This window comes from Thermomicrobiales bacterium, assembly GCA_037045155.1.
Taxonomy (GTDB): Bacteria; Chloroflexota; Chloroflexia; order Thermomicrobiales; family CFX8; genus JAMLIA01.
The window spans coordinates 991,997-1,017,455 of sequence record JBAOIG010000003.1 but is presented as its reverse complement, the minus strand read 5'-3'; the positions used below and the strand labels follow the sequence as shown (position 1 = coordinate 1,017,455).

The 25,459-nt window shown below is 63.2% G+C and carries 13 protein-coding genes; 10 read left to right on the top strand and 3 right to left on the bottom strand.

Annotated features, from left to right (window positions below; genetic code table 11):
- Window position 1: 1 nt before the first annotated feature.
- The 3 genes from V9F06_07990 to V9F06_07980 form a co-directional block, all read right to left on the bottom strand.
- The gene (locus tag V9F06_07990) at window positions 2-1,777 is read right to left on the bottom strand and encodes a bifunctional sulfate adenylyltransferase/adenylylsulfate kinase (protein MEI2617554.1); all 1,776 of its coding nucleotides are present in this window, start codon (window positions 1,775-1,777) and stop codon (window positions 2-4) included.
- A 312-nt stretch (window positions 1,778-2,089) separates the two neighbouring features.
- Window positions 2,090-3,277, bottom strand: coding sequence for a hypothetical protein (locus tag V9F06_07985; GenBank protein MEI2617553.1), 1,188 nt, complete (start codon window positions 3,275-3,277; stop codon window positions 2,090-2,092).
- 200 nt (window positions 3,278-3,477) lie between these two features.
- Window positions 3,478-4,863, bottom strand: a complete 1,386-nt coding sequence (locus tag V9F06_07980) for an alkaline phosphatase family protein (GenBank protein MEI2617552.1) — start codon at window positions 4,861-4,863, stop codon at window positions 3,478-3,480.
- Window positions 4,864-5,362: 499 nt separating this feature from the next.
- On the opposite strand from V9F06_07980, the gene V9F06_07975 reads away from it, so the two are divergent.
- From V9F06_07975 to V9F06_07930, 10 genes are all read left to right on the top strand, one after another.
- Window positions 5,363-13,681 carry an SDR family NAD(P)-dependent oxidoreductase gene (locus V9F06_07975; protein MEI2617551.1) on the top strand — a complete coding sequence of 2,773 codons (8,319 nt, stop codon included), beginning with the start codon at window positions 5,363-5,365 and terminating at the stop codon, window positions 13,679-13,681.
- Window positions 13,682-13,736: 55 nt separating this feature from the next.
- Window positions 13,737-16,595 carry a beta-ketoacyl synthase N-terminal-like domain-containing protein gene (locus V9F06_07970; protein MEI2617550.1) on the top strand — a complete coding sequence of 953 codons (2,859 nt, stop codon included), beginning with the start codon at window positions 13,737-13,739 and terminating at the stop codon, window positions 16,593-16,595.
- Between the two features lie 175 nt (window positions 16,596-16,770).
- A complete protein-coding gene (locus V9F06_07965) occupies window positions 16,771-17,916 on the top strand; it encodes a polyketide synthase dehydratase domain-containing protein (protein MEI2617549.1) in 1,146 nt (381 codons plus the stop codon).
- The gene (locus tag V9F06_07960; GenBank protein MEI2617548.1) at window positions 17,882-18,718 is read left to right on the top strand and encodes a 4'-phosphopantetheinyl transferase superfamily protein; all 837 of its coding nucleotides are present in this window, start codon (window positions 17,882-17,884) and stop codon (window positions 18,716-18,718) included. The genes V9F06_07965 and V9F06_07960 overlap by 35 nt, the downstream gene beginning before the upstream one ends.
- Window positions 18,719-18,788: 70 nt before the next feature.
- Window positions 18,789-19,091, top strand: coding sequence for a hypothetical protein (locus tag V9F06_07955; protein ID MEI2617547.1), 303 nt, complete (start codon window positions 18,789-18,791; stop codon window positions 19,089-19,091).
- Window positions 19,092-19,093: 2 nt separating this feature from the next.
- Complete coding sequence (locus V9F06_07950) at window positions 19,094-20,701, top strand: alkaline phosphatase family protein (GenBank protein ID MEI2617546.1); 1,608 nt, start codon at window positions 19,094-19,096, stop codon at window positions 20,699-20,701.
- A 20-nt stretch (window positions 20,702-20,721) separates the two neighbouring features.
- Window positions 20,722-21,585, top strand: a complete 864-nt coding sequence (locus V9F06_07945) for an alpha/beta hydrolase (GenBank protein ID MEI2617545.1) — start codon at window positions 20,722-20,724, stop codon at window positions 21,583-21,585.
- Window positions 21,586-21,588: 3 nt separating this feature from the next.
- A complete protein-coding gene (locus V9F06_07940; GenBank protein ID MEI2617544.1) occupies window positions 21,589-22,503 on the top strand; it encodes an SDR family oxidoreductase in 915 nt (304 codons plus the stop codon).
- A 70-nt stretch (window positions 22,504-22,573) separates the two neighbouring features.
- Window positions 22,574-23,884: a glycosyltransferase gene (locus V9F06_07935; GenBank protein ID MEI2617543.1), complete on the top strand. Its 1,311-nt coding sequence runs from the start codon at window positions 22,574-22,576 to the stop codon at window positions 23,882-23,884.
- Between the two features lie 86 nt (window positions 23,885-23,970).
- On the top strand, window positions 23,971-25,254 hold the full coding sequence (locus V9F06_07930) for a nucleotide disphospho-sugar-binding domain-containing protein (GenBank protein MEI2617542.1): 1,284 nt from the start codon (window positions 23,971-23,973) through the stop codon (window positions 25,252-25,254).
- Window positions 25,255-25,459 lie beyond the last annotated feature (205 nt).

Sequence of the window (25,459 nt, the reverse complement as noted above, 5' to 3'; positions counted from 1 at the left end):
GTCAAACGGACCGGGCAGCTGTGGGGGCGCCGATCTCGGTGACCCAACCTTCGTCGGACCGAACGAACCCCTGCGCAACAAGGTGCGCAACGATGCGTTTTGCATTCTCTTCGGGTGTGCTTGTGACGGTATCGAGCGTGATTTCAGGCGTGACGGGCGGTTCGTATGGATCGTCTATGCCGGTGAAATCAGAAATCTCTCCTCGCCGCGCCTTGGCGTAGAGACCCTTTGAATCGCGCGCTTCGCAGATATCCAGCGGCGTGTCGACAAACACTTCGACGAAGTGGTCCGCGCCGATCATCTCGCGGACCTCATCGCGAGTGGCGAGGTAGGGGCTGATGGCGGCACAGATCACGACGCCCCCGTGGCGAACAATCTCCCCTGCCACGAATCCGATGCGCCGGACGTTTGTCTCGCGATCCTCTTTGCTGAAGCCGAGCCCCTTCGACAGGTGAGTCCGCACGACATCTCCATCGAGCACTGTCACTTGCCGGCCTCGTTCCAGCAGTAGCACGGTCAACACCTCGGCGGTCGTCGACTTTCCAGCGCCACTCAGACCGGTGAACCAGATGCAAGCGCCCTGACGATGGCGTGGTGGATACGTCTCGGCCAGAATGTCGGCTACTTCCGGCCGGCTGAACCATGCCGGCAGCTTGCGCCCGAGATTCAGGAACTCTTCGCGCACCTGGGTGCCGGAGATCTTGGCAGTCCGCGTCCCTTCCGGAATGCGTGATACCTCCTCGTACCGTTGTTCGTCCGGCAGATAGACGAGCTCGCTGAACGGCACCACCGTCACGCCCACTTCGGCGCTGTGCCGGGACACCAACTCCTGGGCGTCGTATGGTCCATAAAATGGGCGGCCATTCGAGTCATTGCCCGGACTCGCGTGATCCCGGCCGACGATGAAGTGATTCGCGCCGTAATTGCGGCGGATGATCGCGTGCCAGAGCGCCTCGCGTGGTCCGCCCATGCGCATCGCCAGCGGCAACAGGGAGAGGAGGATGCGACCTGGCTCGTAGTGCCGCTCGGCCAGCGCGGCGTATGTGCGAACCCGTGTGTAGTGGTCGACATCGCCCGGCTTGGTCATTCCGACTGACGGATGGAGCAACAGCACCCCGTCGATCGCCTCAGCGGCGCGCCGGGTCAGCTCTTCGTGGACGCGATGGAGCGGATTGCGTGTCTGAAATGCGACGACATTTTCCCGGCCGATCGCATCCAGCCGCGCGCGCACCTCGGCGGGAGTCAGTCGCAAGTCGCGGAAATCGTAATGGGCTGGAAGCTGAAGGACCTTGAGCGGGCCGCTGATTGCCAGTGGGCCCCAACGCCGCATCTCGGAAACGAGCGGATGGCGAGGATCGCGTGTCCCGAACACCTTGTCCGACACCTCGTCGGCATCCCACGCGAACACTTCGTCGATGGTCATGATTCCGAGCAACTCGTTCTTTGCGCTTCGCAGCGCAACATCGCGGCCCTGACGGATCGCGTCCGATGGCTCGACGGGCAGAATCAGCGGCATCGGAAACAGCGTCCCATCGGCCAGCCGCATCTCATCGAGGACTCGCGCGTGGTCTGCCGCGTTCATGAATCGATCCAGTGGCGAGAACGCGCCAATCGCGAGCATCTCCAGGTCGCACGCCGTTCGCTCCGAGATCTGAATCGAGGGGATCTCTCTCGCGCGTGCGCGGAGCTCGTCAGCCGCGTCGCCGGTCGCAATCAGATCGACGAGCTGGCCGCCGTATGGTCGTATCAAGCGTGGTTCGTTCGATATCGAGGACATCGGAATGGCTCCCTCCGCGGTGTGGTGTGTCGCAGCCCTGGACGGTCAGAGGGGTATTCAATTGTGGTGCTGGCGGCGCTCAGAGCGCTTCGCCGAGGAAAGGGCGCCAGAAACACTGGTAGTAACAACAACACGATCTCTGGAAACGCTCGGCCGTAATCCAGAGATCGCAAGGGGTCGACCGACCGGGTGCGTTTTCATTCGCGCATCATCGCACCTCGCAGGCCATCTGTAAATATCCGCAGCCGAATCGGGGGGTCAGAGCGGGCCGAGAGTGCGGCGGTGTGTCGCCGCACCCTCGGCTGCTGGGTGTTATGTTCCAGACGCCATCCCGCATGCGCCCGCGAACGTGAGCATCCACATCTTGCGGGCCGGATAGGTGTCTGCCATTTGTTGGGTGACGAGCATCTTCGTGCCGGCAGCATTCCAGCGCACCCGGGTAGCGGCGCTTTGCTCCGCAGTCGATTCTCGATAGCCCTTGGAATTGAAATGCGTCAGCCGGACGACACCGCTGCCGTCGGCATTCATTAGCATGACCTCGGTCTTCATGAACGACCAGAGGAACGGAAGGCTCGACATGAACGTGATGCTGGATCCGTCCGGACTGTAGTAGGCGTGCTCGTTCCAGTGCACATTGGGCGTCACGTTACGGGTCGAGCCCGTTGCGAGATCCATCGACCAGATGTGCTTTTCCCAGGTGCTTGTCACGCCGATGTCGGTCGTGAAGAGGACGGATCGGGAGTCTGGCGCAAACCCGTGGGCCTCGATGAATGTCGCCCCGGCCGGCGTGATGTCTCGGATATTCACCAGGCTGGCTTTTCCACCGGACATGGCGAAATCCGCGATCATCAACCGCCAGACACCGAATGGCTGGGTCTTCGAGGCGGGCGCGATGATCTTCGACCACATCAGCTTCGTGCCGTCCGGAGAAAACACCGGCGCGAGCACCCCATCAGTGACACTCGCAGTGGTGTTGGTCAGCTTCTGCCACGAGGTCCCGTCGGCGCTCACGAGATAGAGATCGTTCCAGAGTCCATTTTGCAGGAGCTCGGTTGTCATTGGATCTGTCTTCAGCCAGGATAGCCAGTGACTCTTCATCTCGACCTGGACGACGATGTACTGCCCCGATGGGTGCCACGATGGGTTGAATTTGTGCTGGTTCACCGCTGGAGCGCCAGCCCGGGCGGCGCAGCTCAGGCACTTCGTGTCAGATCCGTCTGACTTCATCGTGTTCAGTTGGAAGATCCTGTTTGCGTCGAGCTGGTCGTACACGATGCGGTCTGTCGTGTGCGACCAGTCCTGATCCCCGCCGCCGGTGACCATTGCCTTCGCTTCGGTCACCTTGCAGGCGCCTGTTGCCGAGTCCACGAACGAGATTTCCGGCCTTACTGGCGCGGCGGTTGTTGTTGGCGTAACTGCCCCCATGCAGCCAGCCAACACGACGGCGATGAGCACACCAAATCGGGCGGCGTCCCTCAGACGCCACGTATGTTGTGTCATTACCCCACCTCTTCAGTTACCCCACCCCTGCCGCGCATCGCGGCAGCGTCGCCGTGACACATACCCCCTGGTCACGACTACGGAGCCACGCCCGCTCGAAGCGTCAACGTGACACCGATTCTTACAATATTGTAACGTGTGAGTGGGCTGGTGGTCGCGAAATATCTCGAGTTGACAGGAAGATGGATCCCTGTCGTGACTCAGTGGATATCGATGACCTGGCCGCGCATCCTCTCGATCGGAGGTATGCCGAAGCGGCCGAGGATCGTCGGCGCAACGTCGAGGATGCTCAGCCCGTCGCGAGGGCCGGCTGGGACGCCAGGGCCGGCCATGATGAACACCCCGTTGCGGGCGTGATTTGCGTCGTCGGGGCCGGTATCGTTCTCGAAGGTGTGATATCCAGCGTGGCCGATGCTGCCAGCGCTGCGCCACGCGAGGTTGCCAAAATAGGCAATCAGATCCGGCGCGACTCCACGTTGCTCCAGCCATAGGTCTTCCGGACGGAACACCCGCGTCCCGATCGGTTGGCCGTCGGGATCGGGTAGTCCCTCCAGTCGCGAAATCAGCTCGTCGCGAAGCGCTTCGTACTCGGACGGATCCACGATCCCGTCCGGCTCCCGGCCGCGGACGTTGAGCCAGATACGCCCGTAGTAGCCGCCGTCACCCCAGACGCGCGTTTGCGACCAGTCGACGTTCGTGACGTCGAACGGCGTAATCGTCTCCGGGGTCGACCGCAGCGTCAGATACCCTTCGCCAATGAGCCATTGATTGATGCAGACCGCGCCCCGCATGGGCTCCGCGCCGTGATCCGAGACGACAATGACCGTGTCGTCATCGCCGAAGCGTTCCAGGAGCTCTCCGATCTGGTCGTCGAGGTACTGGTAGTAGTTGCGAATAACGTCGCGGTAGCGGTTGCCGGGTTCATAGTTCCGATGGGTCGGATCGTGGAAGCTCCAGAATGCATGATGGATGCGGTCGACACCGATCTCGACCATCATGAAGAAATCCCACGGGCGCGTATCGAGCAGATGCCGGGCAGCCGCGAAGTGCTGTTCGGTCATCTCGTAGATCTCGCTGAGGATGCGATCGCGGTCCGCGCGGCGGTAGTTCCGCACGTCGACTTGATATGGGCCGACAAGGCGCTCGATTTCATCGCGCAACGATGCCGGCTCGGTGTATTGGTCGACACGGGGATCCGGCGTTAGAAAACAGGAGACCAGCTCCCCCGCGACGGGAGCGGGCGGGTATGTGCCCGGCACACCGAGCACGATCACATGCTTCCCTGCTTCGCCGAGATGATCCCATAACCTGGGGACTGGCACAGCTCGCGAGTCGGCGACGAACTGTCGGTCGTAACTATGGTCGGCCCGATTGCGAAAGCCGTAGATGCCGAGCTCGCCCGGGTCCCGGCTGGTCATCATGCAGCTCCACGCCGGCACCGTGATCGGTGGGTCAACGCTCCGCAATTGGCCCCATGTGCCGCGTTCGATCAGCGAGCGGAGGTTCGGCAGGTCCTCGATCCACCGGTCGAAGATGAGTGACGGCTCCGCGCAGTCGAGACCGATGACGGCCACTCGTCGATTCACGTTGCTCCTCCTTCATTTTCGCGCGGCGGGCGATCGGAGTTATGCCAGCTGAATATCGGCATGTGTCGCAGCTAACGATTGCCGAAGCGCGCTCGACGGACACGGCGCGCCTGCCAGCAAGGTATACGTCAAACCAGCGTGGTCGTGGCCCTGATCCTGCTGAGTGTGGCGCAAAGGCAATTGTCGCATTTGATTGACACGGCGAAGATGAGTGTTATTGTGAATGAGTCGACCCGATCGATCGCGACTGCTGGAGGCACCCCAGCCGGCGCTGCCCCGCATCTTTGGAGATGCACCCGACCTCTGTGTCCTCATGTTTCAAGGACGCTATGTAGAGACGTAACACAACCTTCCAATCCAGACGAAGAGGACAATGACCGTGCATTCTCGCTCTGCGTTTGACGCTGTTGTCTGTTCTTTGCCCGGCGCGCCAGACCCCGCTCTCCCAATAGCTGGTAGCCGAGCAGGAGCCATTGGAGTCCTCAACCTCGAGTTCGTTGTGGACCCCATCCTTGCAATTGCCGCGATCGACCGGCTGGCGACATTTGGTCGCGGTCGGCTCGGAGTCTTGCTCGACGCAGATGACTCCGAGCTACGATCGACGGTGCTCGCGACGTTGCCTGAATCTATCGAGTTCGTGTGCATCGCCGCACGCTCTCCAGAAGCAGTCGCGCCGGCCGTTGCCGATGTGCTTGCCGCTCGTCGTCGTGCGTTCGTTGTCGCGACATCCGAGGAAATCGGTCGCGCGGCGGAGGTTGCAGGCGCCGAGGCAGTGATTGCCAAGGGCCACGAGGCTGGCGGCTGGATCGGGGAGGAGAGCAGCTTCGTCCTCCTTCAGCGCCTTATTGGCCGGCTACGACTGCCAGTCTGGGCGTGGGGCGGAGTGGGGCTCCACACAGCGGCGGCGTGCTTTGCTGGCGGCGCGGCGGGCGTTGTCCTCGACAGTCAGCTGGCGCTGACCCGCGAGTCCCCACTGGGGAAGGCGGCGCGCCAGCGAATTCGCTCGATGGATGGCAGCGAGACAGCCAGCCTCGGCGGCGACCTCGGCGCGCAATTCCGTGTCTACGTGAGACCCGGCATCGCGGCAGTCGACGATCTCCGCGCTGCCGCGACGGCGATCGCGGTGGCGGAGGACCGAACGCAGACGCTCGAACGCTGGCGCAGCGAGCTTCTCCGGGCCGTTGGCTGGTCGGATCCCGATCGCCAGGCACTGGCCATCGGACAGGATGCCGTATTCGCCGCCCACCTGGCCGACAGGTTTGTCACTGTCGGCGGAGTGGTTGGCGCGATCCAGGCCGGCGCTATCGACCATGTCCGCGCGGCGCAGCTGGAGAGCCCGCTTGTCGAGGGGTCGTCTCTGTCTATCTCCCACGGGACGCGCTATCCGATCGTCCAGGGGCCGATGACACGAGTGAGTGACCGGGCGGAGTTTGCCGCGGCGGTTGCTTCTGCCGGGGCGCTGCCGTTCCTTGCGTTGGCGCTTATGCGCGCCGATGAGGTCGAGACGTTGCTGGATGAGACAGCGCGCCTGCTGGCCGATCGATCGTGGGGAGTTGGTGTGCTCGGCTTCGTTCCGGCCGCGCTTCGAGCGGAGCAGCTCGAGGTGATCCGGCGCTATCGGCCGCCGTTCGCGCTCATCGCCGGAGGCCGGCCAGACCAGGCTCGCTCGCTGGAAGCCGACGGGATAGCCACCTATCTGCACGTCCCGTCTCCCGGACTGTTGACGTTGTACCTTGCGGATGGCGCCCGCCGATTCGTCTTCGAGGGGCGAGAGTGCGGGGGGCACGTCGGTCCGCGGACCAGCTTCGTTCTCTGGGATACGATGGTCAGAGGCCTGCTTGCCGATTTTCCGGCCAAGGCCGACCCGACTGAAGTTCACGTGCTGTTTGCTGGTGGGATCCACGATGCGCAGTCGGCGGCGATGGTTGCGGCAATCGCCGCTCCACTCGTCGCGCGTGGGATGCGCGTGGGCGTGCTGCTCGGCACTGCCTACCTCTTCACTGAGGAGGCTGTCGCATCGACCGCGATTACCCCGGGCTTTCAGTCGGCGGCGGTCTCGTGCGTCGACACGGTTCTGCTCGAGAGCGGTCCCGGCCACGCGACGCGGTGCCTTCCGACTCCCTTCGCGGATGACTTCATCGGCGAGCGGCTCGCGTTGTTGCAGACGACTGCGTCGAGTGAGGAGATCCGCAACCGCCTTGAGGAGTTGAACATCGGCCGATTGCGAATCGCGTCGAAGGGTGTCGATCGTCACCCGGACTACGGGCGAGACCCCGCCGCGCCGAAGCTGATCGAGGTCGATGTCGACGAGCAACGGGCTCGCGGGATGTACATGATCGGCCAGGTTGCGGCGCTTCGAAACGAAGTGATCTCGATGGCAACGCTTCATGCGAATGTGTCGTCCGGGTCGGCCGAGGCGCTCCGACAGCTGGCGCTACCCGACGGACCAGCAGAAGCGGCGCAACCGCCTGCCCAGATTGCAATCGTCGGAATGGGCAGCATCCTGCCCGGCGCGTCAGATAGCGCCACGTTCTGGGCAAACATCGTTGATAAGGTCGACGCTGTGACCGAGATCCCGGCAAGCCGTTGGGACTGGCGACAGTATTACGACCCCGACCGCTCGGCGCCAGACAAGATCTACTCGAAGTGGGGCGGCTTCATCGATGATGTGCCGTTTGACCCGGTTGAGTTCGGCATGCCGCCACGCTCGCTCCAGTCGATCGAGCCATTCCAGCTGCTCGGATTGCTAGTGGTCAAGGCCGCCCTTGCCGACGCAGGGTATGCGACCCGGCCGTTCAACCGCGAGCGGACATCTGTTGTGCTCGGAGCGGGTGGTGGCGGCGCTGACTTGACGGCAGGGTACATGGTGCGCTCGACATTGCCGTTGTTGTTCGGCGAATCCGCCAGTGAAGTCAACCGCAACGCTGACGGGCTACTTCCGGAGTGGACTGAGGACAGCTTCCCTGGTCTGTTGATGAATGTCGCCTCCGGCCGGATCGCTAATCGTTTCGACTTTGGTGGCGCGAACTTCACCGTCGACGCTGCGTGCGCGTCGTCGCTGGCCGCGGTGTATCTCGCGATTCGTGATCTGCAAACCGGCAACAGCGATATGGCAATCGTCGGAGGTGTCGACGCGATCCAGAATCCGTTCTCATACCTGTGCTTCAGCAAAACGCAGGCGCTCTCACCAACTGGCAGATGCCGGCCGTTCGACGCCGATGCCGACGGGATTGCGATCAGCGAGGGATTCGCGGCGCTGGTCCTCAAGCGTCTGAGCGACGCCGAACGGGATGGCGACCGGGTCTATGCGGTGATCCAGGGCGTCGGGGCGGCGAGTGATGGTCGCGACCGCAGCATGACTGCGCCCCGGCCTGAAGGGCAAATGCGCGCGCTCGACCGGGCCTACGCGCATGCCGGCTACTCCCCTGCGACAGTGGGCCTGTTCGAAGCTCACGGCACCGGCACTGTCGCAGGCGACCAGGCGGAGGTGCAGGCACTGACAACCGTGCTGGAACGCGCAGGAGCCGGCACGCAGGAGTCCGCGCTCGGCTCGATCAAGTCGATGATAGGTCACACGAAGGCTACTGCTGGCGTGGCCGGCCTGATGAAGGCGTCGCTGGCGCTGCATCATCGTGTCCTGCCGGCAACGCTCGGAGTCACCCGCCCGAACCCCAAGGCCGACTTCCCGCACAGCCCGCTATACGTCAACAGTGAGACGCGGCCGTGGATCCGGCCCACCTCTCATCCGCGGCGGGCCGGCGTGAGCGCCTTCGGGTTTGGTGGCACCGACTTCCACCTGGCGCTCGAGGAATATGACGGCGACTTTCTTGCCGGGTCTCCTGCGATGATCGGCCGGATTCCTGCCGAGCTTCTGATCTGGCGCGCAGCGTCGCGTGTCGAGCTGCTTGCGTCAGTCGATGGGCTGCTGGCTCAACTCGAGGCCGGCGCTGAGCCGTCGCTGGCCGACCTTGCCTATTCGCTCTCTGTTGGTGACAACACTCACCGCGGCACGGCGCTCGCCATCGTCGCCGAGTCCATCGCCGATCTGGTTGCCAAGCTTCGCACTGCTCGCGGCGTTGTGGTCGGAGAGTTGTCGAGGCAGCACCTCCCAGTCGGGATTCATTTCGCAGATGGTGGCTTTGCGACAGACCACCAGGTCGCGTTCGTCTTCCCCGGCCAGGGCTCGCAGTACGCCAATATGGGGCGTGACGTTGCAGTTGCGTTTCCCGACGTCCGCGAATCGCTGGATCGTGCGGACGACCTCCTGTCGGATCACTTCCAGCAACCGCTCAGCCATTACATCTACCCCCCGCCGAGCTTCACGCCCGAAGAGGAGAAGCAACAGCGCGCTGCGATCACCGAGACAAACGTCGCCCAGCCAGCGTTAGGCGTCGTCGATGCTGCCATCGCCTCGTTGTTGGCCACCTTTGGGGTGACGCCACAGATGACTGCTGGCCATAGTTACGGCGAATTCGTGGCGTTGGCCGCCGCGGGCAGCATCACCGAGGAAGACATGCTGCGGCTGTCCGAGGCCCGGGGGCGCTTCATGCGCGAGGGCGCGACGGGCGAGAGCGGGACAATGGCGGCCGTCGATGCTCCCCGCGAGGCGCTCGCCCCGTTGCTGACAGATCCAGACATCACTCTCGCGAACCTCAACTCGCCGAAGCAGACAGTGATTTCGGGCGGAGAGGTATCAATCGGTCGCGCCATCGAGTGGTGCGATGCCCATAGCCTTCGCGCACGACGGCTCCCGGTGGCCTGCGCATTCCATTCGCCGTATGTAGCCCCGGCGCAGGGGAGATTGGCCGAAATGCTTCGGCAGACGCCCATCTCGCCACCACGCATCCCGGTCTATTCGAACACCACCGCAGGGCTGTACCCCGACGACCCGGCTGCGATCGCGAGCTTGCTCGCCGAGCACCTGACGCACCCAGTCGAATGGGTCTCAGAAATCGAGGCGATGTACGCAGCGGGCGCGCGGGTCTTCGTCGAGGTCGGCCCACGGAATGTATTGACCAGCCTCGTGGGAAGCATCCTGGAAGGACGCCCGCATCTGGCGGTCTCGGTCGACCAGTCGGGCCGTCCCGGCGTCGTCCAGTTGCTGCACTGCCTCGCGGCGCTTGTGGTTGAAGGCGTGCCGGTCCGGCTCGATCGTCTGTTCCAGAGCCGCCCGGTCACGAGTGTCGATATGTCGGCGTTCGCCAGTAGTAATCGCAAGCCGGCGCTTTCTGCCTCAACCTGGTTCGTGAATGGCAGCGGCGCGCGGCCCGCAAGCGCGCCGCCACGAGGAGCCGGCCGGCAGCCGCCGCTGACAGTCTCACTGTCTCGCCCGTCAGGCGAGACTCTCCAGACCGGCGCTCCGTCTGACAGGTCGGGTCACACGAACGGGTTGACCACCCAGATCAGTTCGACAAACGGTCATTTCGACGCCAATGGGTCGCCACCCGGACCCATGACGCCAAGGAAGGGATCCACGACGATGATAGCGACGATGCAGAATGGAGCATCTGCTGCCCACACCGATGAGCCCGAGAGTCCGCCCATCGATCGGCGCGACCTGCCCGCAATTCTGGGCTCGCAGCCCGCGCCGCTCGCTGGTCCCGATCGCGTGAGTGATGTCGTGAATCGGCACCAGCAGGTGATGCAGCAATTCCTTGAAACACAGCGAAGCGTCATGCTTGCGTATCTCGGCGCATACCGCCCGGCGGCCGAGTCGCGGGTAATCGAAGCGCGCGCAACCCCGAGGGAACGGATTGTCGAGCTTCCGCCGCCCGCTCCCGTGGTAGCAGCGCCGATCACGAATGGGCATTCGCATACCGACATTCCGGCGTCAGTTGTGACTATGGCAGCCACGCCACCGACCCCACCTGCGGCAACGGCGTCTGTCGCGCCACCAGCGCCGCCGGCCGCGAAAGCTGCACCCGAACCGACGGCTCCGCCTGTGGCTCCGGTGGCTGACACCCACGACGTGTTGAGTCGCGGTCAGCTGCTGGAACGGCTCCTGACGATCGTCAGCGATCGGACGGGGTATCCGCCGGAGATGCTGTCGCTCGATGCTGATCTCGAAGCAGACCTCGGTATCGACTCAATCAAGCGGGTTGAGATAGCCGGGACGCTGATGCAGACGTTGCCTTTCCCGGACGGATCAACGCCGGATATCGAACGGATCACGAGTAGCAAGACGCTCAATCAGGTGGTTGACGCGCTGGAAGATCTGCTTTCGCCGATGGATGATGGAGAACCATCGCTCGTCGCTGCGAAGGAGGATCGCCGCCCTTTTGACCATGAACCGGCCGGCGCACGGATCGGCCGGTTCATGGTGCAGACACACCCGGTTGGCGCTGCGAACCGAGCTGGCCAGCTCGCGCCAGGCGGGGCCATCGTCCTGATCGATGATAGGGGTGAAGTCGGAACCAGGCTTGCAGAAAGCCTTCTAGCAGATGGATATACAGCGGTTCGGGTCGATACCCGGGCAAACGCTGTTGATAGCGCCGATACGGCGAGCTCACTGGTCGCGTCACTTCGCGCCGAACATGGACCGGCCGTGGCGCTCGTGCATCTCGCCACGCTGGCACGTGATCGATCGATTGCGCTCAGCGAGCCAGACCTGGCGGCACAGGAGCTCGACCATCACCTCAACGCCATGTTCCTCATCAGTCAGGCGCTGCGTTCGGATCTGGAGTCGGCGGCGTCACGGGGCGGGGCGATGGTCCTCGGAGTTGTTGCGCAGGGTAGCGCTCTCGCCATCGGGGGTGTGCCCGACGGATCGTTTTCCGGAGATGGCGCTCTTTCGGGCTTCATCAAGACGATTCCGCAGGAGTGGGCTGACGTTCGGGCGAAAGTCGTCGATGTCGAAACGGATGATCCAGGTCTCGCCGCCCAGCGTGTAATGGACGAGCTGTTCGCCGCCGACGGTCTGACTGAGGTGGGCTACAAGGCCGGCACGCGGATTGGCGTGACGATCGCGCCAGCGCCGATAACCGGCCGCGAAGCGGTCGAGCCGCTGGACGATGACTCGATTGTCCTGATCACTGGCGGGGCGAGGGGAATCACAGCCGAGGCGGCGCTGAGGTTGGCCGAACGCTACCGGCCGACGCTGGTGCTCGTCGGCAGGACGCCCATCGAGCAGGAAGAGCCGGCGACCGCGTCGTTCAGCGATGAGCGGGGGCTGAAGCAGGCGATCATGGATCGTCAGCGCGCAGCCGGCGAGACACCGACGGCTGGCTCGGTCGAGCGGGAGTATCGTCGCCTCATCGCTCAGCGAGAAGTGGAGGAGAACCTCGCTCGTCTGCGACGAGCAGGTTCACGCGTTGAATACCTGTCTTGTGATGTGCGGGACGCCGAGGCGTTCCGCGCGGTCATCGATGATATCTACCTGCGACACGGACGCATCGATGGCGTGATCCACGGCGCGGGGATCATCGAGGATAAGCTGATCCGGGACAAGCAGCTCGACTCGTTCGAGCGTGTGGTCTCCACCAAGGCCCACAGCGCGTTCTCTCTGGCGGCTGCGCTTCGTCCCGAGTCGCTGCGTTTCGTGACGTTCTTCTCGTCCGTGTCTGGTCGGTTCGGAAACCGCGGGCAGGCAGATTACGCCGCTGCGAGCGAGGTTCTCAACAAGCTTGCCCAGGAATTGGACGGCCGCTGGGCTGCGCACGTAACCTCCATCAACTGGGGACCCTGGCTGAAGACCGGCATGGTATCGGAGGGTGTCCAGCGTCAGTTTGCCGAGCGGGGCGTCGAGCTGATCCCGCTCTCGGTCGGCTGCGACCGACTCATCGAAGAGTTGCGCTTCGGCCGAAAGGGCGAGGTGGAGGTTGTTGTCGGCGGTAGCCGGCAGCCACTGGGCGGGGGTGACTCCCACGACGCGATCACTCTGCCTGCCTCGGATCAACCATCGGGCGGGCAGAAGCTGACTCGCGCGGCGCTGCCGCTGCTGTCTATCAAGAGTGATCTCATGTCGCTGGCCGACGGTGGGGTTGAGATCATCCGGGCCTTCGACCCCGATGTCGACCTCTATCTCCAGGATCATCGGATCGACGGCGCCCCGGTTGTCCCGTTCGCGGTCGCGTTGGAGCTGATCGCCGAGGCTGCTGCGGTCACGGTCCCACAGCTCCCGGTGGCGGTCGTGCGCGACGTGCGGCTGCTCAATGGCATCACCGTCGCGAGCCCGCAGCTGATTCGAGTCACTGCCCGACCGCGGCCTGACTCCACCGCGTTGCGAGCGATCGTCGATGTCACGCTCTCGTCGACAACGTCATCGAGGATCCACTATCGCGGGACGGTCGAGCTTGGCGAGGCGACCCGGTCGCTTCCTGTCGCCGGCACGCCGGTGGGTCTCGAGCCATTCCCGATGACTGTCGCGAATGCTTACCGTTCGTATCTGTTTCACGGTCCGCTGTTCCACGGGGTAGTGTCAATCGACGGTATCAGCGCGGATGGCGCTGTGGCGTCCATCGTACCGTCGACGCCGTCGGCATGCCTTCGGGGTGTGTCGGGCGCGAGTTGGATTATCGATCCCGTCGTCGTCGATAGCGCGTTGCAGATGCAGCTTCTCTGGACTCGCCTGCGCTGGGACATGACGCCACTGCCGAACGAGCTCGGGACGATGTCGCTGTTCGTTCCGTTCGCGGCAACCGCAGACAATTCACAATCGGCTCTCAGGCACGAACTCCACATCCGACCGGAAAGCAGAATGCCGATGTGCCACGCAGACCACGCTTTCTATCTGAATGATGGGACCCTCGCCGGAACGATCACCAACATGGTGGGAGCCGGGTCGCGCGCGCTCAACCGTGTGGCAGTCGCAAACGAATGAACGACCGGACGCAACGTCGCTGCCCGGCTCCCTGTCCGGAGGTGTAATGAAGAATATGAGTGATCGCCGAAACACGAACCTTTCTGGTGAGCGCGATGGTGTCGCAATTATCGGCATGTCGTGCCTGTTCCCCGGCGCCCGAGACGTGGATGCGTACTGGCAGAACATCTTGAACAAGGTGGACGCCGTCTCGGGTCCGCCGCCCGAGGCGTGGGATCCAGATATCTACTACGATCAGACGTTTTCCGACCCCGATAAGGTGTACTGCCAACGTGGGGGATATCTTGGGTCGCTCGTGTCGTTCGACCCGCTGGCCTACGGCATTCCACCCATGTCGGTCGGTGGCGAGCCAGACCAGTGGCTGGCGCTGAAGCTTGCGTATGACGCGATGGCTGACGCCGGGTGCACTGACTTGCCCGAAGATGTCCGGCATCGCACCGCGATCGTCCTTGGCAAAGGCACGTATCTCAACGGCGGCAACGCAACGGCGATTCAACGCACGATGGTTGTCGGCCAGACGCTCGAGCTGGTCAAGAAGCTGAATCCCGAATTTGGCGACGACAAGATCGAGCTATTGCGCCAGGAAATGAAGCGCGTCTTGCCGCCGATCGGGCCGGAAACGGTTCCAGGCCTGATCCCGAATATCATCGTTGGCCGGATTGCAAATCGCCTCGATCTTATGGGGCCTTCATATACTGTCGACGCCGCATGCGCCTCGTCGCTCGTTGCCGTCCAGCTTGCGATGCGTGACTTGCTGAATGGCGAGTGCGATCTTGCGCTGGCGGGTGGTTCGCAGGTCTGGATGCCGATAGCCGCGCTCAACGTCTTCTGTCAGCTCGGTGCGCTCTCGCGCGATCAGCAGATCCGCCCGTTCGACAAGGACGCCAACGGAACCCTCCTCGGGGAGGGGATCGGCATGATCGTTCTGAAGCGCCTTGCGGACGCAAAGCGCGACGGTGACCGAATTTATTCGGTCTTGCGCGGAGTGGGTGTCGCGAGTGACGGCCGCGGGGTCAGCGTCATGGCGCCGCGCATCGACGGCGAAGTGCTTGCGCTGCGTAGAGCCTACGAGGATGCTGGCGTGTCGCCCGACACAATCGGGCTGATCGAAGCGCACGGCACAGCAACCTCGGTTGGAGATGTCGTCGAGGCACAGGCACTGACGCGTGTTTTCGGGCAGCGCGAGGCTGGGCTGCCTCGTTGCGCGCTCGGCACGGTCAAGTCGATGATCAGCCATACGATCCCGGCATCCGGCGTGGCCGGCCTGATCAAGCTGTCGCTGGCGCTCCATCACAAGGTGTTGCCGCCAACGCTGCACGTGACCGAGCCAAACCCGAAGCTCGAGCTGGAGAAATCACACTTCTACCTGAACACGGAGACCCGACCATGGATCCATGGGGGGCCAGCGCCGCGCCGGGCCGGCATCAACGCGTTCGGCTTCGGTGGCATCAATGCTCACGCCATCCTCGAAGAGTATCTGCCGGATTCCCCGGCCAGATTGCCGGACGTGGGCCATCTTCCGCCATGGGATAGCGAGGTCGTGATCCTGGACGCCGCCGGTCCCGCCGACCTGCTCGCGCGAGTGCAACACGTGTCGACGATACTCGCTGATGCACAGGATGGCGCGAGAGACGAGCCTGCGTTGGCCGATGTGGCCTACACGCTCAATCTCGAACGCAGCGAGCCCCGCGGTGGCGCGCGCGTCGCGGTTGTCGCGACGTCTATTGCCGACTTACGCGCAAAGCTCGAGCGGGTCGCCAAGCGACTCGAAGACCCGGCCTGCAAGCAGATCAAGGATGTTTCGGGTATCTACTACTTCTCGGAGCCAGTTGGGCTGGCCGGCAAGGTCGCGCTGCTGTTCCCCGGTGAGGGGGCGCAGTACCCAGGCATGTTTGCCGACCTGTGTCTGCATTTTCCGGAGGTGCGCGAAGTCTTCGATCGGTACGACCGGATGTTCTTCGGCCATCCGCGCGGGGATTTGCCGAGTGATTACATCTTCCCTCGGCCGGCCTTCACCGACGCCGATCGCCGACGTGCCGAGAACCGGCTGATGCAGATGGATCTCGCCATCGAAGCGGTTCAGGCGGCAAATCAGGCGATGCTGGCATTGCTTCGCAATCTGGACCTGCCAGCTGATGTCTGCGTTGGACACAGCAGCGGCGAGTACGCGGCGGCATACGCGGCAGGTGTTTTCGATGTCGACGACGACGACCGCTTCATGGCGTTGGGGCGGGCGCTCTATCAGTACTACTCCGACGCCGAGTCGCACGACGACGTCCCCAGGGCGGTGTTGCTGGCGATCGGGGCGTCACGAGACCGAGTAGAAGAGGTTGCCCGCGAAGCAGGTGGTGATATCTACCTTGCCGTGGATAACTGCCCGCATCAGGCGATCCTGATCGGCGAACAGGCTGCAGCCGAGCGCGCCATCGCAATCATCAAGCGCGATGGTCTCATCTTTGAGCAGCTCGCCTACGACAGGGCTGTTCATACGCCGCTCTTCGCCCCGTACGCTGCCGACCTTCAGCGCCTCTACGAGCAAGCGCCGATTCGCGAGGCGCGCATCCCGCTCTATTCGTGCGCGACGGCAGGTCCGTATCCCGCTGAACCCGGGGCGATTCGGGAACTGTTTCTGGATCACTGGTCGCGCCCCGTGGAGTTTCAGCGCACCATCGACGCACTCTACGAGGATGGCGCGCGCGTATTCGTCGAGGTCGGCCCGCGAGGCAACCTCTCCGCGTTTGTCGAGGATATTCTTCGCGGCCGGCCGGCCTGCGTCGTTCCAGCAAATGTGATGCGACGATCGGGCATTACCCAACTGAATCACCTGATCGGTCTCCTGGTTGCCCATGGAGTGAGCCTGAATCTTCGATCACCTGTACGCTCGCCGTCTGCCCCGTCAGATCAACTGGCATGAGCCGGAGGGCGTCGCTCGACGCTCCAGTCCGATGCCGCTTTCTTCGTCGTGGCCGATGCTGCGCTTGTCTGAGGCAGTCGTAGAGCAGGTGAGAGCCATGCCGGCGCACGTTACGACCGAGCCTCAGAAAGCGAGCGCCGACCCTCTCACCGATTCGGCACCGGCGGAGGTTCATGTGATCCCGCCCCCGCGCGACGAGGCGCCCTCGTTCCCTGAGGACCCGTCGCTGGTTTCCGTGGACGAACCGGTCTTCGGGGTGGCGCCGCTACTTCCCGCCGAGGATGTCGAGGGAGTGTTGGCGGCGCATCTCGGCATCATGGATCGATTCCTCATCTCCCAGCAGGAGATCATGGAGGCATATCTCCGTGGGGTCGGATCGACCGAGGATGATTCAGCCATCTGGTGTTGCGACGATTCAGCCCACGGCTCGACAGGTGACTATCCCCTGCTGGGCACGGTCGTCACATGCGAGCCGGGGAAGCGGCTGGTCGCCGAGCGAGTCTATGATCTCGACTACGACCGTTATCTGCGAGATCACACCCTCGGCCGGACAGTGTCAACGACTGACGATAGCCTCGTCGCGCTCGCGATCATGCCGCTAACAATGAGTCTCGAGATCCTGGCCGAGGCAGCATCGTATCTTTGCCCGGGCAAGATCGTCGTCGGCATGCGCGATGTCTACGCCAGCCAGTGGCTGGCGTGGGAGGACGAGCCGCTGACACTTCAGGTGGCCGCCTCACAGCTCGATGGCGGCCTTGTCCACGTCGAGCTGCGAAATTTGGCCGCAGGCGATGTCGCTCCGACGCCCATCGTCGACGCCGTTGTCGTGTTGGCCGATGAGTACCCGACGTCCGACGGTCGCAGGATTTCTGGCCCGACAGAGGCGCGGCCGTCACGATGGACCAGCGATCGGCTCTATGCAGATGTCATGTTTCACGGGCCGGCCTGGCAAGGTGTGAAGGCGATTGAATCGACCGGGCGAGACGGCATTATTGCCCGGCTGGAGCGCCTGCCGGCCGATCGGTTTTTCGATGACGCCATGGTCCCGAACTTCGTGCTGGATCCAGTCGCGCTCGACGCCGCGGGACAGGTTATCGGCTTCTGGACTACCGAGCACCTGGAATCCGCCAGCGTGATCTTCCCCTTCCGCCTGAAGGCACTGGACATCTTCAGCGCGCCATCGCCGGTTCGGCGCCCCGATCGGCTGCGCCGCGGCGATCGGGCTGATTGGCGACCAGCTTGTGCGATCCAATATCGAGCTCTGCCTCGCGGACGGGACCCCCTGGATGCGATTGACGGGCTGGGAAGACAAGCGCTTTGATGTCCCGTCCCACCTTCACGCGCTGATCCTGACGCGGGAGGACGCGACCGTGTCAACCGACTGGCCAGATGGCGCAGCGTCGTATGCAGGAAGCGACTGGCTGGCTTGCCGCGCCGTTGAAACGACCATCTCGTCGGATCATGCCTTCTGGAAACGCGTCTGGGCGAGACGCGTGCTCGGGCGGACCGAGCGCGAGCTGTTTGCCGCGCTGCGCCTTCCTGACAACCGTCAGCTCGAATGGCTCGGTGGGCGAACCGCCGCCAAGGAGGCGGTGCAGACGCTCCTGAAGCGTCACTTCGGCCTTGACCTGCGCCCAGCCGACATCGAAATCGGTATCGGTGATGAGGGACAGCCACTGGTCGGTGGCCCCTGGGTGTCGTTGGTCGGTGAGGCGCCACTCGTATCAATCTCCCATACGAACGGGCTTGCGGTTGCGCTCGCGATGCTCCCGGCGGATGGCCGTCGCGCAGGTATCGACATTGAGCGGGTCAGGAATCGCCCCGAAGGGTATGCCGAGATCGCGTTTGATGACGCCGAGCGGGCGTTGATAGCGAGCGCGCCAAGCGACGCGGAATGGATGCTTCGCGGCTGGTGCGCGAAGGAAGCGGTGGGAAAGTCGCTGGGGACCGGACTTCGCGACGGGCCGCGTTCGCTCGCGGTCGTGGGAATCGATCGCGCGAGCGGTCGTCTGGAGATCGAGCGCCGTGGACGCCTGGAGAATCATGACATGGCGCGGAGTATGCGAATCATTGCTGACACAGCCCTGCACGGTGACCTGGTGAGCGCCGTAACCGTTGGGTGATGGGCAAGGTTCTGCACGATCCTGCTTGATGGGGCGCGTCGATGGATTTCATAACGAGGGAAGCACGACGATGATAACGAGCGATCCGACTGTGTTGGCCGAAGTGTTCAACATGATCAATCAGATGGCCGACGACTGGGAGTACTCCGGTGAAGTCACCGAGGGTACCCGCTTCCTGGCCGATATGGGCCTCGAGTCACTGGATCTGGTGATCCTCGGCACCTTGCTCCAGCAGCGCTATGGACAGCTCCCCTTCGCTGAGTTCCTTGCGGAGATCGGCAATCGCCCGATCGCGGAGCGAGATATCACCGTCGGCGAGCTCGTTGAGTATGTGTGCCAGTATCGCCGGCCGATAGCGGTCAGGGAGCGTTGAGGATGGCCAGAACGCTGCTGCTGGGTCTCGATGGCGCGACGTTTACCGTGCTCGATCCATTGATGGAGCGCGGGCTCATGCCATTTCTGGCCGGCCTGGTCGACCGTGGAGTTCGCGCTCCTCTGCGTTCCATCGTGCCCCCGCTGACGCCGCCGGCGTGGACATCAGTGATGACCGGTAAGCGTCCCGGGCAGCATGGAGTGTTCGACTTTTTTCAGAAGGAGTCACCGGAGAGCGAGTATTACCACTTCGCCAGCTCGCAGGATGTCCGAAGCGAGACGATCTGGTCGATCGCTAGCACCCACGGAAAGCGGGTTGTCAGCCTGAACTTCCCGCTGATGTTTCCACCTCCGCCGGTGGCCGGGTACATCGTCCCGGGCGGCTGGATGCCGTGGCGGCAATTGCGGCTGGGCTGCTACCCGCCGGGACTGTTCGACCAGCTCAAGACGCTGCCGAGCTTCGATCCGCGAGAGCTCGCGCTCGATATGACGCTCGAGGCCAAGGCGATCGAGGGCTGCGCTGCCGAGGAATATGCCGACTGGATCCGCCTGCATACGCGTCGCGAACAGCGCTGGTCCGAGATATTGCGCTTTCTGCTGGCCGAGGACGACATTGACCTCGTCGGGGTCATCTTCGACGGCGCGGACAAGCTTCAGCATCTGTGCTGGCGGTTTCTCGACCCGGCCAGCAAGCCGATGAATCCGACGCCATGGGAGCAGGAGATCATCGATCTCTGCGAGCAGTACTTCCACCGACTCGATGCGACGCTTGCGGATCTCGTCAGTCGGGCCGGGGATGATGTCACCGTCATCGTGGTTTCCGATCACGGGTTCGGCCCATCGTCTGACGTGTTCTATATCAATAGCTGGCTCGAGCAGGAAGGATTTCTTGCCTGGAAGGATTCGACTGAGACGGTATCGCAGGCGACGCCTCAAGTCGGGTTCGCCAGCATGACTCGTCATGTCTTCGAGCTCGACTGGGACCGGACGGTCGCCTACTGCGCGACGCCGAGCAGTATGGGCATCAATATCGTTACGCGTGCCCCCGGGTCTTCGGCGAGCAGCAACCGTCGTGACCCGGCGGAAGTGCGTGAAGAGCTGATCGCCGCGCTCCGGTCAATTCGACACCCGTCTTCTGGCCGCCCGTTCGTCACTGCCATCCATACGCGCGAAGCGGCCTTCGCCGGGCCGTACGAGCAGCTTGCCCCGGACCTGACCCTGACGCTCGCGGATGGCGCTGGAATCTCGATTCTGCGGGCCGACACGCTGTTTCGTGAGCGCGATCTCCCGATCGGCAACCACCGTTGGGACGGGATCTTCATCGCCAATGGCCCGGGAATTCGCGCCGGTCAGCGCCTCGAGGAGGTGTCGTTGCTGGACGTCGCTCCTCTCGTGCTCTATAGCCTTGACCTGCCGATACCCACGGATATTGCCGGTCGGATTCCCGAGGCTGCGTTAGCGCCGGACCAACTGTCGCGGCGTGGGCCGCGCTGGCTGGAGGCCGGCCTGACCGTAGCGGCAGGCCCAGCGGGGCCAATTGAGTCGCTCCTCGATGAAGACGCCGAAGCGACGATTCTTAGTCGCCTCCGGGCACTCGGCTACGTCGAATAGCCGGAGACAGAGGATTACGAATGCCGAAGATCGTCGTGCGAAGCGGGCTGAAGTTCCATTATCAGCAGGTGGGCAACGGACCAGATGTGGTCATGATTCATGGCCTCACCGGAAACCTGGCCGTCTGGCACCTGAAGATCATCCCGCTACTCTGGGATCATTACCGGATTACGACCTATGACCTGCGCGGTCACGGATATAGCGAGGTGTCGGCCAGCGGGTATACAGCGGACGACATGGCGATAGACCTGCGGGATCTCCTCGACGCGCTCCAGATCGAGCGGCCGGCACTGGTCGGGCATAGCTACGGCGCTGACATCTCGCTCTACTTCGCGCTCCTCTTCCCCGAGCGCGTTCATGGCATCGTCGCAATCGAAGCGGCGCTTCCGGCAATGATCTACGATCGTGAACGCGATGATTGGGAGGGCTGGGATTACTGGACCGATGTCCTCGCGCGGGCTGGTCATGTCGTTCCCCCCGAACGACGAACGGATGTCGAGTATCTATTCCGGCTGAGCCTTGAGGTGCCTAAGAAGTGGGGTCCGCTGAATGGCCTCCCGCGCAACTCGCGGCCATTTCTGCGCCTGCTCGACGAGACCTCGATGGCCGAAGAAACGATGCAGATCGGCAGTTTGTCGCTGGACAGGATCGCCGAGATCACCACGCCGGTCGTTCAGATATTTAGCGACCGGTCCGCGTTTCTCGGCACCTATACGTACTTGCGCGACCACCTGCCCAGCGTTGAATCAGTCCTGCTGCCACGGTCGGAGTGGGGACATTTCGGGCCGCTGGAACAGCCTGAGCTCGTTGCCGACCAGATCCTTGCCGCGCTTTCTGGATTCTCGACGGTTGCGGATGCCGTCTCATCAGAGAAGGAGGGTTGATCGATGGGCAGTGCCGGACAGCCACTCGATACTGTTGTCGTCACCGGGAGCTCGACCGGTCTTGGATTAGAGACCGCCCTCCATCTGGCCGACAAGGGGTTCAAAGTCTACGCGACGGTGCGGGACATCGTGTCCGAGCCGAAAGTGCGCGCGGCTGCTGCTGCCCGGGGAGTCCACGTCGAGATACTCGAGCTCGATGTCACCATCCAGGAGAGCATCGATGCGGCGATCGAGCAAATTGTCCGCGAATCTGGCTCGATCTTCGGTCTGGTCAACAACGCTGGAATCGGTCTCCGTGGCTGCCTCGAAGACCTGGCAGACGACGAGATCCGGCGGGTCTTCGACGCGAATGTATTCGGAACCATCGCGGTGACGAAGGCCGCACTGCCGCACATGCGAGAAGCAGGTCGTGGGCGGGTCATCACAATCTCGTCGGTTGGCGGGCGTGTGTCGTCGTTCGGCGTGTCGATGTACTGCGCTAGCAAGTTCGCGCTCGAAGGCTTCGGCGAGGCGCTCGCGATGGAGATTGCCCCGTTCGGTCTGCAGTCTATTCTCGTCGAGCCGGGCATCATCGACACCACTCGCTGGACAACGCACCGTGGCCTCGCGGCCGGCGCGTTTGATCGGGAGAGTCCGTACTACCGGATGTTCCAGGTGAGTGAAGTGATGTCCGATGAGGTCGTCGCCCGCTCGCGAACGAAGGCGATTGATGTTGCGAAGACTATCCATCTGGCGCTGACTGCGGAGAAGCCAAAGATGCGGTACATCGTCGGACGCCCCGCCTCCGCCGTTGTCAAGCTCCGACGGTTGCTGCCGGAACCATTCTTCGAGCGCGTCTACTTCGGAGGGCTAATCAAACGGATCGAAAAGGAAACGATGGATGCGAAGGCAGTGGTGGCGACGGGCTCGGATTCATAGCCTGTGTTGACGAGATGCCTGGTTGTGAGGGATTTTCGTTGCTAACGCGTGCAGGTGATCGAGAGGCAAGATGATGGCGAAGTTCCTGCTGGCCTGCTGGCCATTTGCTGGACACATCAGCCCGTTCATGAGCCTTGCGCTTGCGCTCGGCGAGCGAGGTCACGATGTCGCGTTCTATACCGGCTCAACGGCACAGCCGCTCGTCGAGGCTTCGGGCTTCACCTGTTTTCCATTTGAGCGTGTTTCCGAAGCACGGGCGACCAAGAGCATGATCTCGATGGACACCGCCGCGCCGTCCGGCAGGCCGGAGGCTGGCAATGTCCTGCAGATTTTCCGCGACTGGCTGGTTGAGACGATACCGGATCAGCTCGCCGACCTTGAGCCGATCATCGCGGACTGGCGACCGGATGTGATCGTCAGCGAGACAGCGATGTGGGGCCCGATCCTCGTGCTGTCGGAATCCGGCAGGACCCCGGTGGCGATCATGTCGACGCTGTTGGGCTGCCTGACGCCGGGCGCAGACGCGCCGCCGGCGGGATTTGGGATGGCGCCGCCCCGGACAGCGGGAGCGCGCCTTGTGGCCGGAGCGATCAATGGTATGACGGAGATCGCCGGCCGCCGGCTGCGAGCGCGCGTGAACGAGATCCGCGCGAACTACGGCCTTCCGGCGCTCGACACATCCATGAATCGCTTCACCGGCAGGCTGCCACTCTATCTCATCGGCAGCCTGCCCGAGCTCGACTATAACCGCAAGGACCTGCCGGCCAGCGTCCACTATCTCGGCCCAATGGTTTGGCATCCACCCGCGATATCGACGGATCCCGAGTGGCTGGGGACGATCCCCACCGAACGACCGTGGGTTCACGTGACCGAGAGCACGCTGAGCTATGGCGACCCATTTGTCCTCCGAGCGGCGGCGCAGGGCCTGGCGGGGCTGCCGATGGAGGTCATTCTGACGAGTGGTCGGCAACGGTCGATCGCCGACCTCAACCTCGGCGACCTCGCCCAGAACATTCACACCGCGGACTGGATCAACCACGATACGTTGCTCCCGCGTTGTGCCGCAATGGTGACGACCGGGGGGGCGGGCACGTTGATGAGTGCGCTGCGAGCCGGTGTCCCGCTCGTGGTTGTCCCGACAACATGGGATAAGCCCGATAACGCCCGGCGAATTGTCGACGCGGGTGTCGGTATCCGTCTCCCGGCAAAGCGCTGCACTCCAGCAGGCCTCAGAGCGGCAGTGGGAGAGGTGATCAGCAAGCCTCGGTATCGGGCCAACGCGCTGAGCCTGGCTCAACGACTGGCCGCTGCCCCCGGGCCGGCGCATGCCGCAGAGCTGCTCGAGGAGCTTGCGCCTGCCGCGGTAACAATGGCCAATTGAATCTCGTAACGTGATCGGTAGAAGTGGATTTCGTCAGCGATGATTCGGGCAAGACTGCACACACTGCGTCTGCGATTGGAGTCGGAATGAGCGCCAGGATTCTCCTCACCTGCTGGCCATTTCCTGGTCATGTCTTTCCCCACATGAGCATCGCGCTGGCGTTGCGAGAGCGTGGTTGTGAGGTGGCGCTCTACACCGCAGAGGAATCTCGTGACGTGGTGGAAGCGGCGGGAATCCGTTTCTTCCCATTCAAGGCTGTGCGCTCTGAACGCTGGGAGCGGATTCACGAGTTGGAGGAGCGCGCCGGAGGTCGGCGCCAGTCGCTGCGGGTCGGCCATCAGGCGTTCCGCAACTGGATTGTAGAGTCGATCCCGGAGCAGGTCGCAGACTTACAGGCGATCCTGGACGTGTGGCCGGCGGACGCGATTGTCACCGACCTTTCGATGTGGGGTCCGGTGGTCGTCCTGTGGGAGGCTACGCCGATTCCGGTTGCGTTAGTGTCGTCGATGGGATCGATGATTCCTGGCCCCGACGCCCCTGTCTGGGGGTTCGGGATGGCGCCGCCTCGATCGTCCGCGTCACGTCTGCTTGCGAGTGTCATGAATCACTCGACAGATTTCGTGGCGACCGGCCTCCGACGACGCATTGACTTGTTTCGAGCCCAGCATGGGCTTTCGCCACTCGGATGTTCGGTCAACGAATTCGGCGGTCGTTTGCCGCTGTATCTCGTCGGGAACGTGCCAGAGTTCGACTACGACCGGCACGACCTGCCGGCGACCGTCCATTACCTTGGGCCATTCATGTGGCACCCGCCTGCAAGGGTCGATGGCGAAGCCTGGCTCGATACGGTGCCGACCGATGAGCCATGGGTTCATGTCACCGAGGGCACGTCCCACTATCAAGACCCGTTCGTCTTGCGGGCAGCGATCGAGGGCCTCGCTGGCCGGCCGATGCAGGTGATCGTGACGGCCGGACGCGAGCGGGCGGTCCCTGGCGGGGACAATCTGGCGCCGAATCTCCATGTCGCGGAGTGGGCAAATCATGATACTCTCCTTCCACGCTGTTCAGCCCTCGTAACGACGGGGGGCAATGGGACTGTCATGAGCGCCATGCGGGCCGGAGTGCCGCTGGTCATCGTTCCGACTACCTGGGACAAGCCCGATAATGCCCGTCGGGTGATCGAGGCCGGCGCGGGAGTGCGGTTATTGCCGCGCAAATGCACACCCGAAGGATTACGCGAAGCAGTGGAACAAGTGTTATCTGACTCGGGCTATCGAGAAAATGCCAGAAGAATTGCGAGGGAATTGAACGCGGCTCCGGGCCCGCCCGGCGCTGCACAGCTTATCGAGCGTATGGTGGCTCAAGCGTGAGCGAGAAGGTAGCGTCGATCGGGTTGTGGATCGAGAGATCGTGGGGGACACATGAAGCTACGTAGTTCTAAGACGTCCCGGCGCAGGATTGTCGGCACATTATTGGTGCTTGCGCTGCTGTCCTTGGTCCAGGTTTTCACGAGTCTGGCCGCCCGCCCGGGCGTCTCCGAAGTCTCTACCGGAGGTTTCGGAAACAAGGAGAACG

Excerpts from the sequence above, each read along its gene's own strand:
- V9F06_07990 (MEI2617554.1), bottom strand. The coding sequence starts at position 1,777 with ATGTCCTCGATATCGAACGAACCACGCTTGATACGACCATACGGCGGC.
- V9F06_07985 (MEI2617553.1), bottom strand. The coding sequence starts at position 3,277 with ATGACACAACATACGTGGCGTCTGAGGGACGCCGCCCGATTTGGTGTG.
- V9F06_07970 (MEI2617550.1), top strand. The coding sequence starts at position 13,737 with ATGAGTGATCGCCGAAACACGAACCTTTCTGGTGAGCGCGATGGTGTC.
- V9F06_07960 (MEI2617548.1), top strand. The coding sequence starts at position 17,882 with ATGCGATTGACGGGCTGGGAAGACAAGCGCTTTGATGTCCCGTCCCAC.
- V9F06_07955 (MEI2617547.1), top strand. The coding sequence starts at position 18,789 with ATGATAACGAGCGATCCGACTGTGTTGGCCGAAGTGTTCAACATGATC.
- V9F06_07950 (MEI2617546.1), top strand. The coding sequence starts at position 19,094 with ATGGCCAGAACGCTGCTGCTGGGTCTCGATGGCGCGACGTTTACCGTG.
- V9F06_07945 (MEI2617545.1), top strand. The coding sequence starts at position 20,722 with ATGCCGAAGATCGTCGTGCGAAGCGGGCTGAAGTTCCATTATCAGCAG.
- V9F06_07940 (MEI2617544.1), top strand. The coding sequence starts at position 21,589 with ATGGGCAGTGCCGGACAGCCACTCGATACTGTTGTCGTCACCGGGAGC.
- V9F06_07935 (MEI2617543.1), top strand. The coding sequence starts at position 22,574 with ATGATGGCGAAGTTCCTGCTGGCCTGCTGGCCATTTGCTGGACACATC.
- V9F06_07930 (MEI2617542.1), top strand. The coding sequence starts at position 23,971 with ATGAGCGCCAGGATTCTCCTCACCTGCTGGCCATTTCCTGGTCATGTC.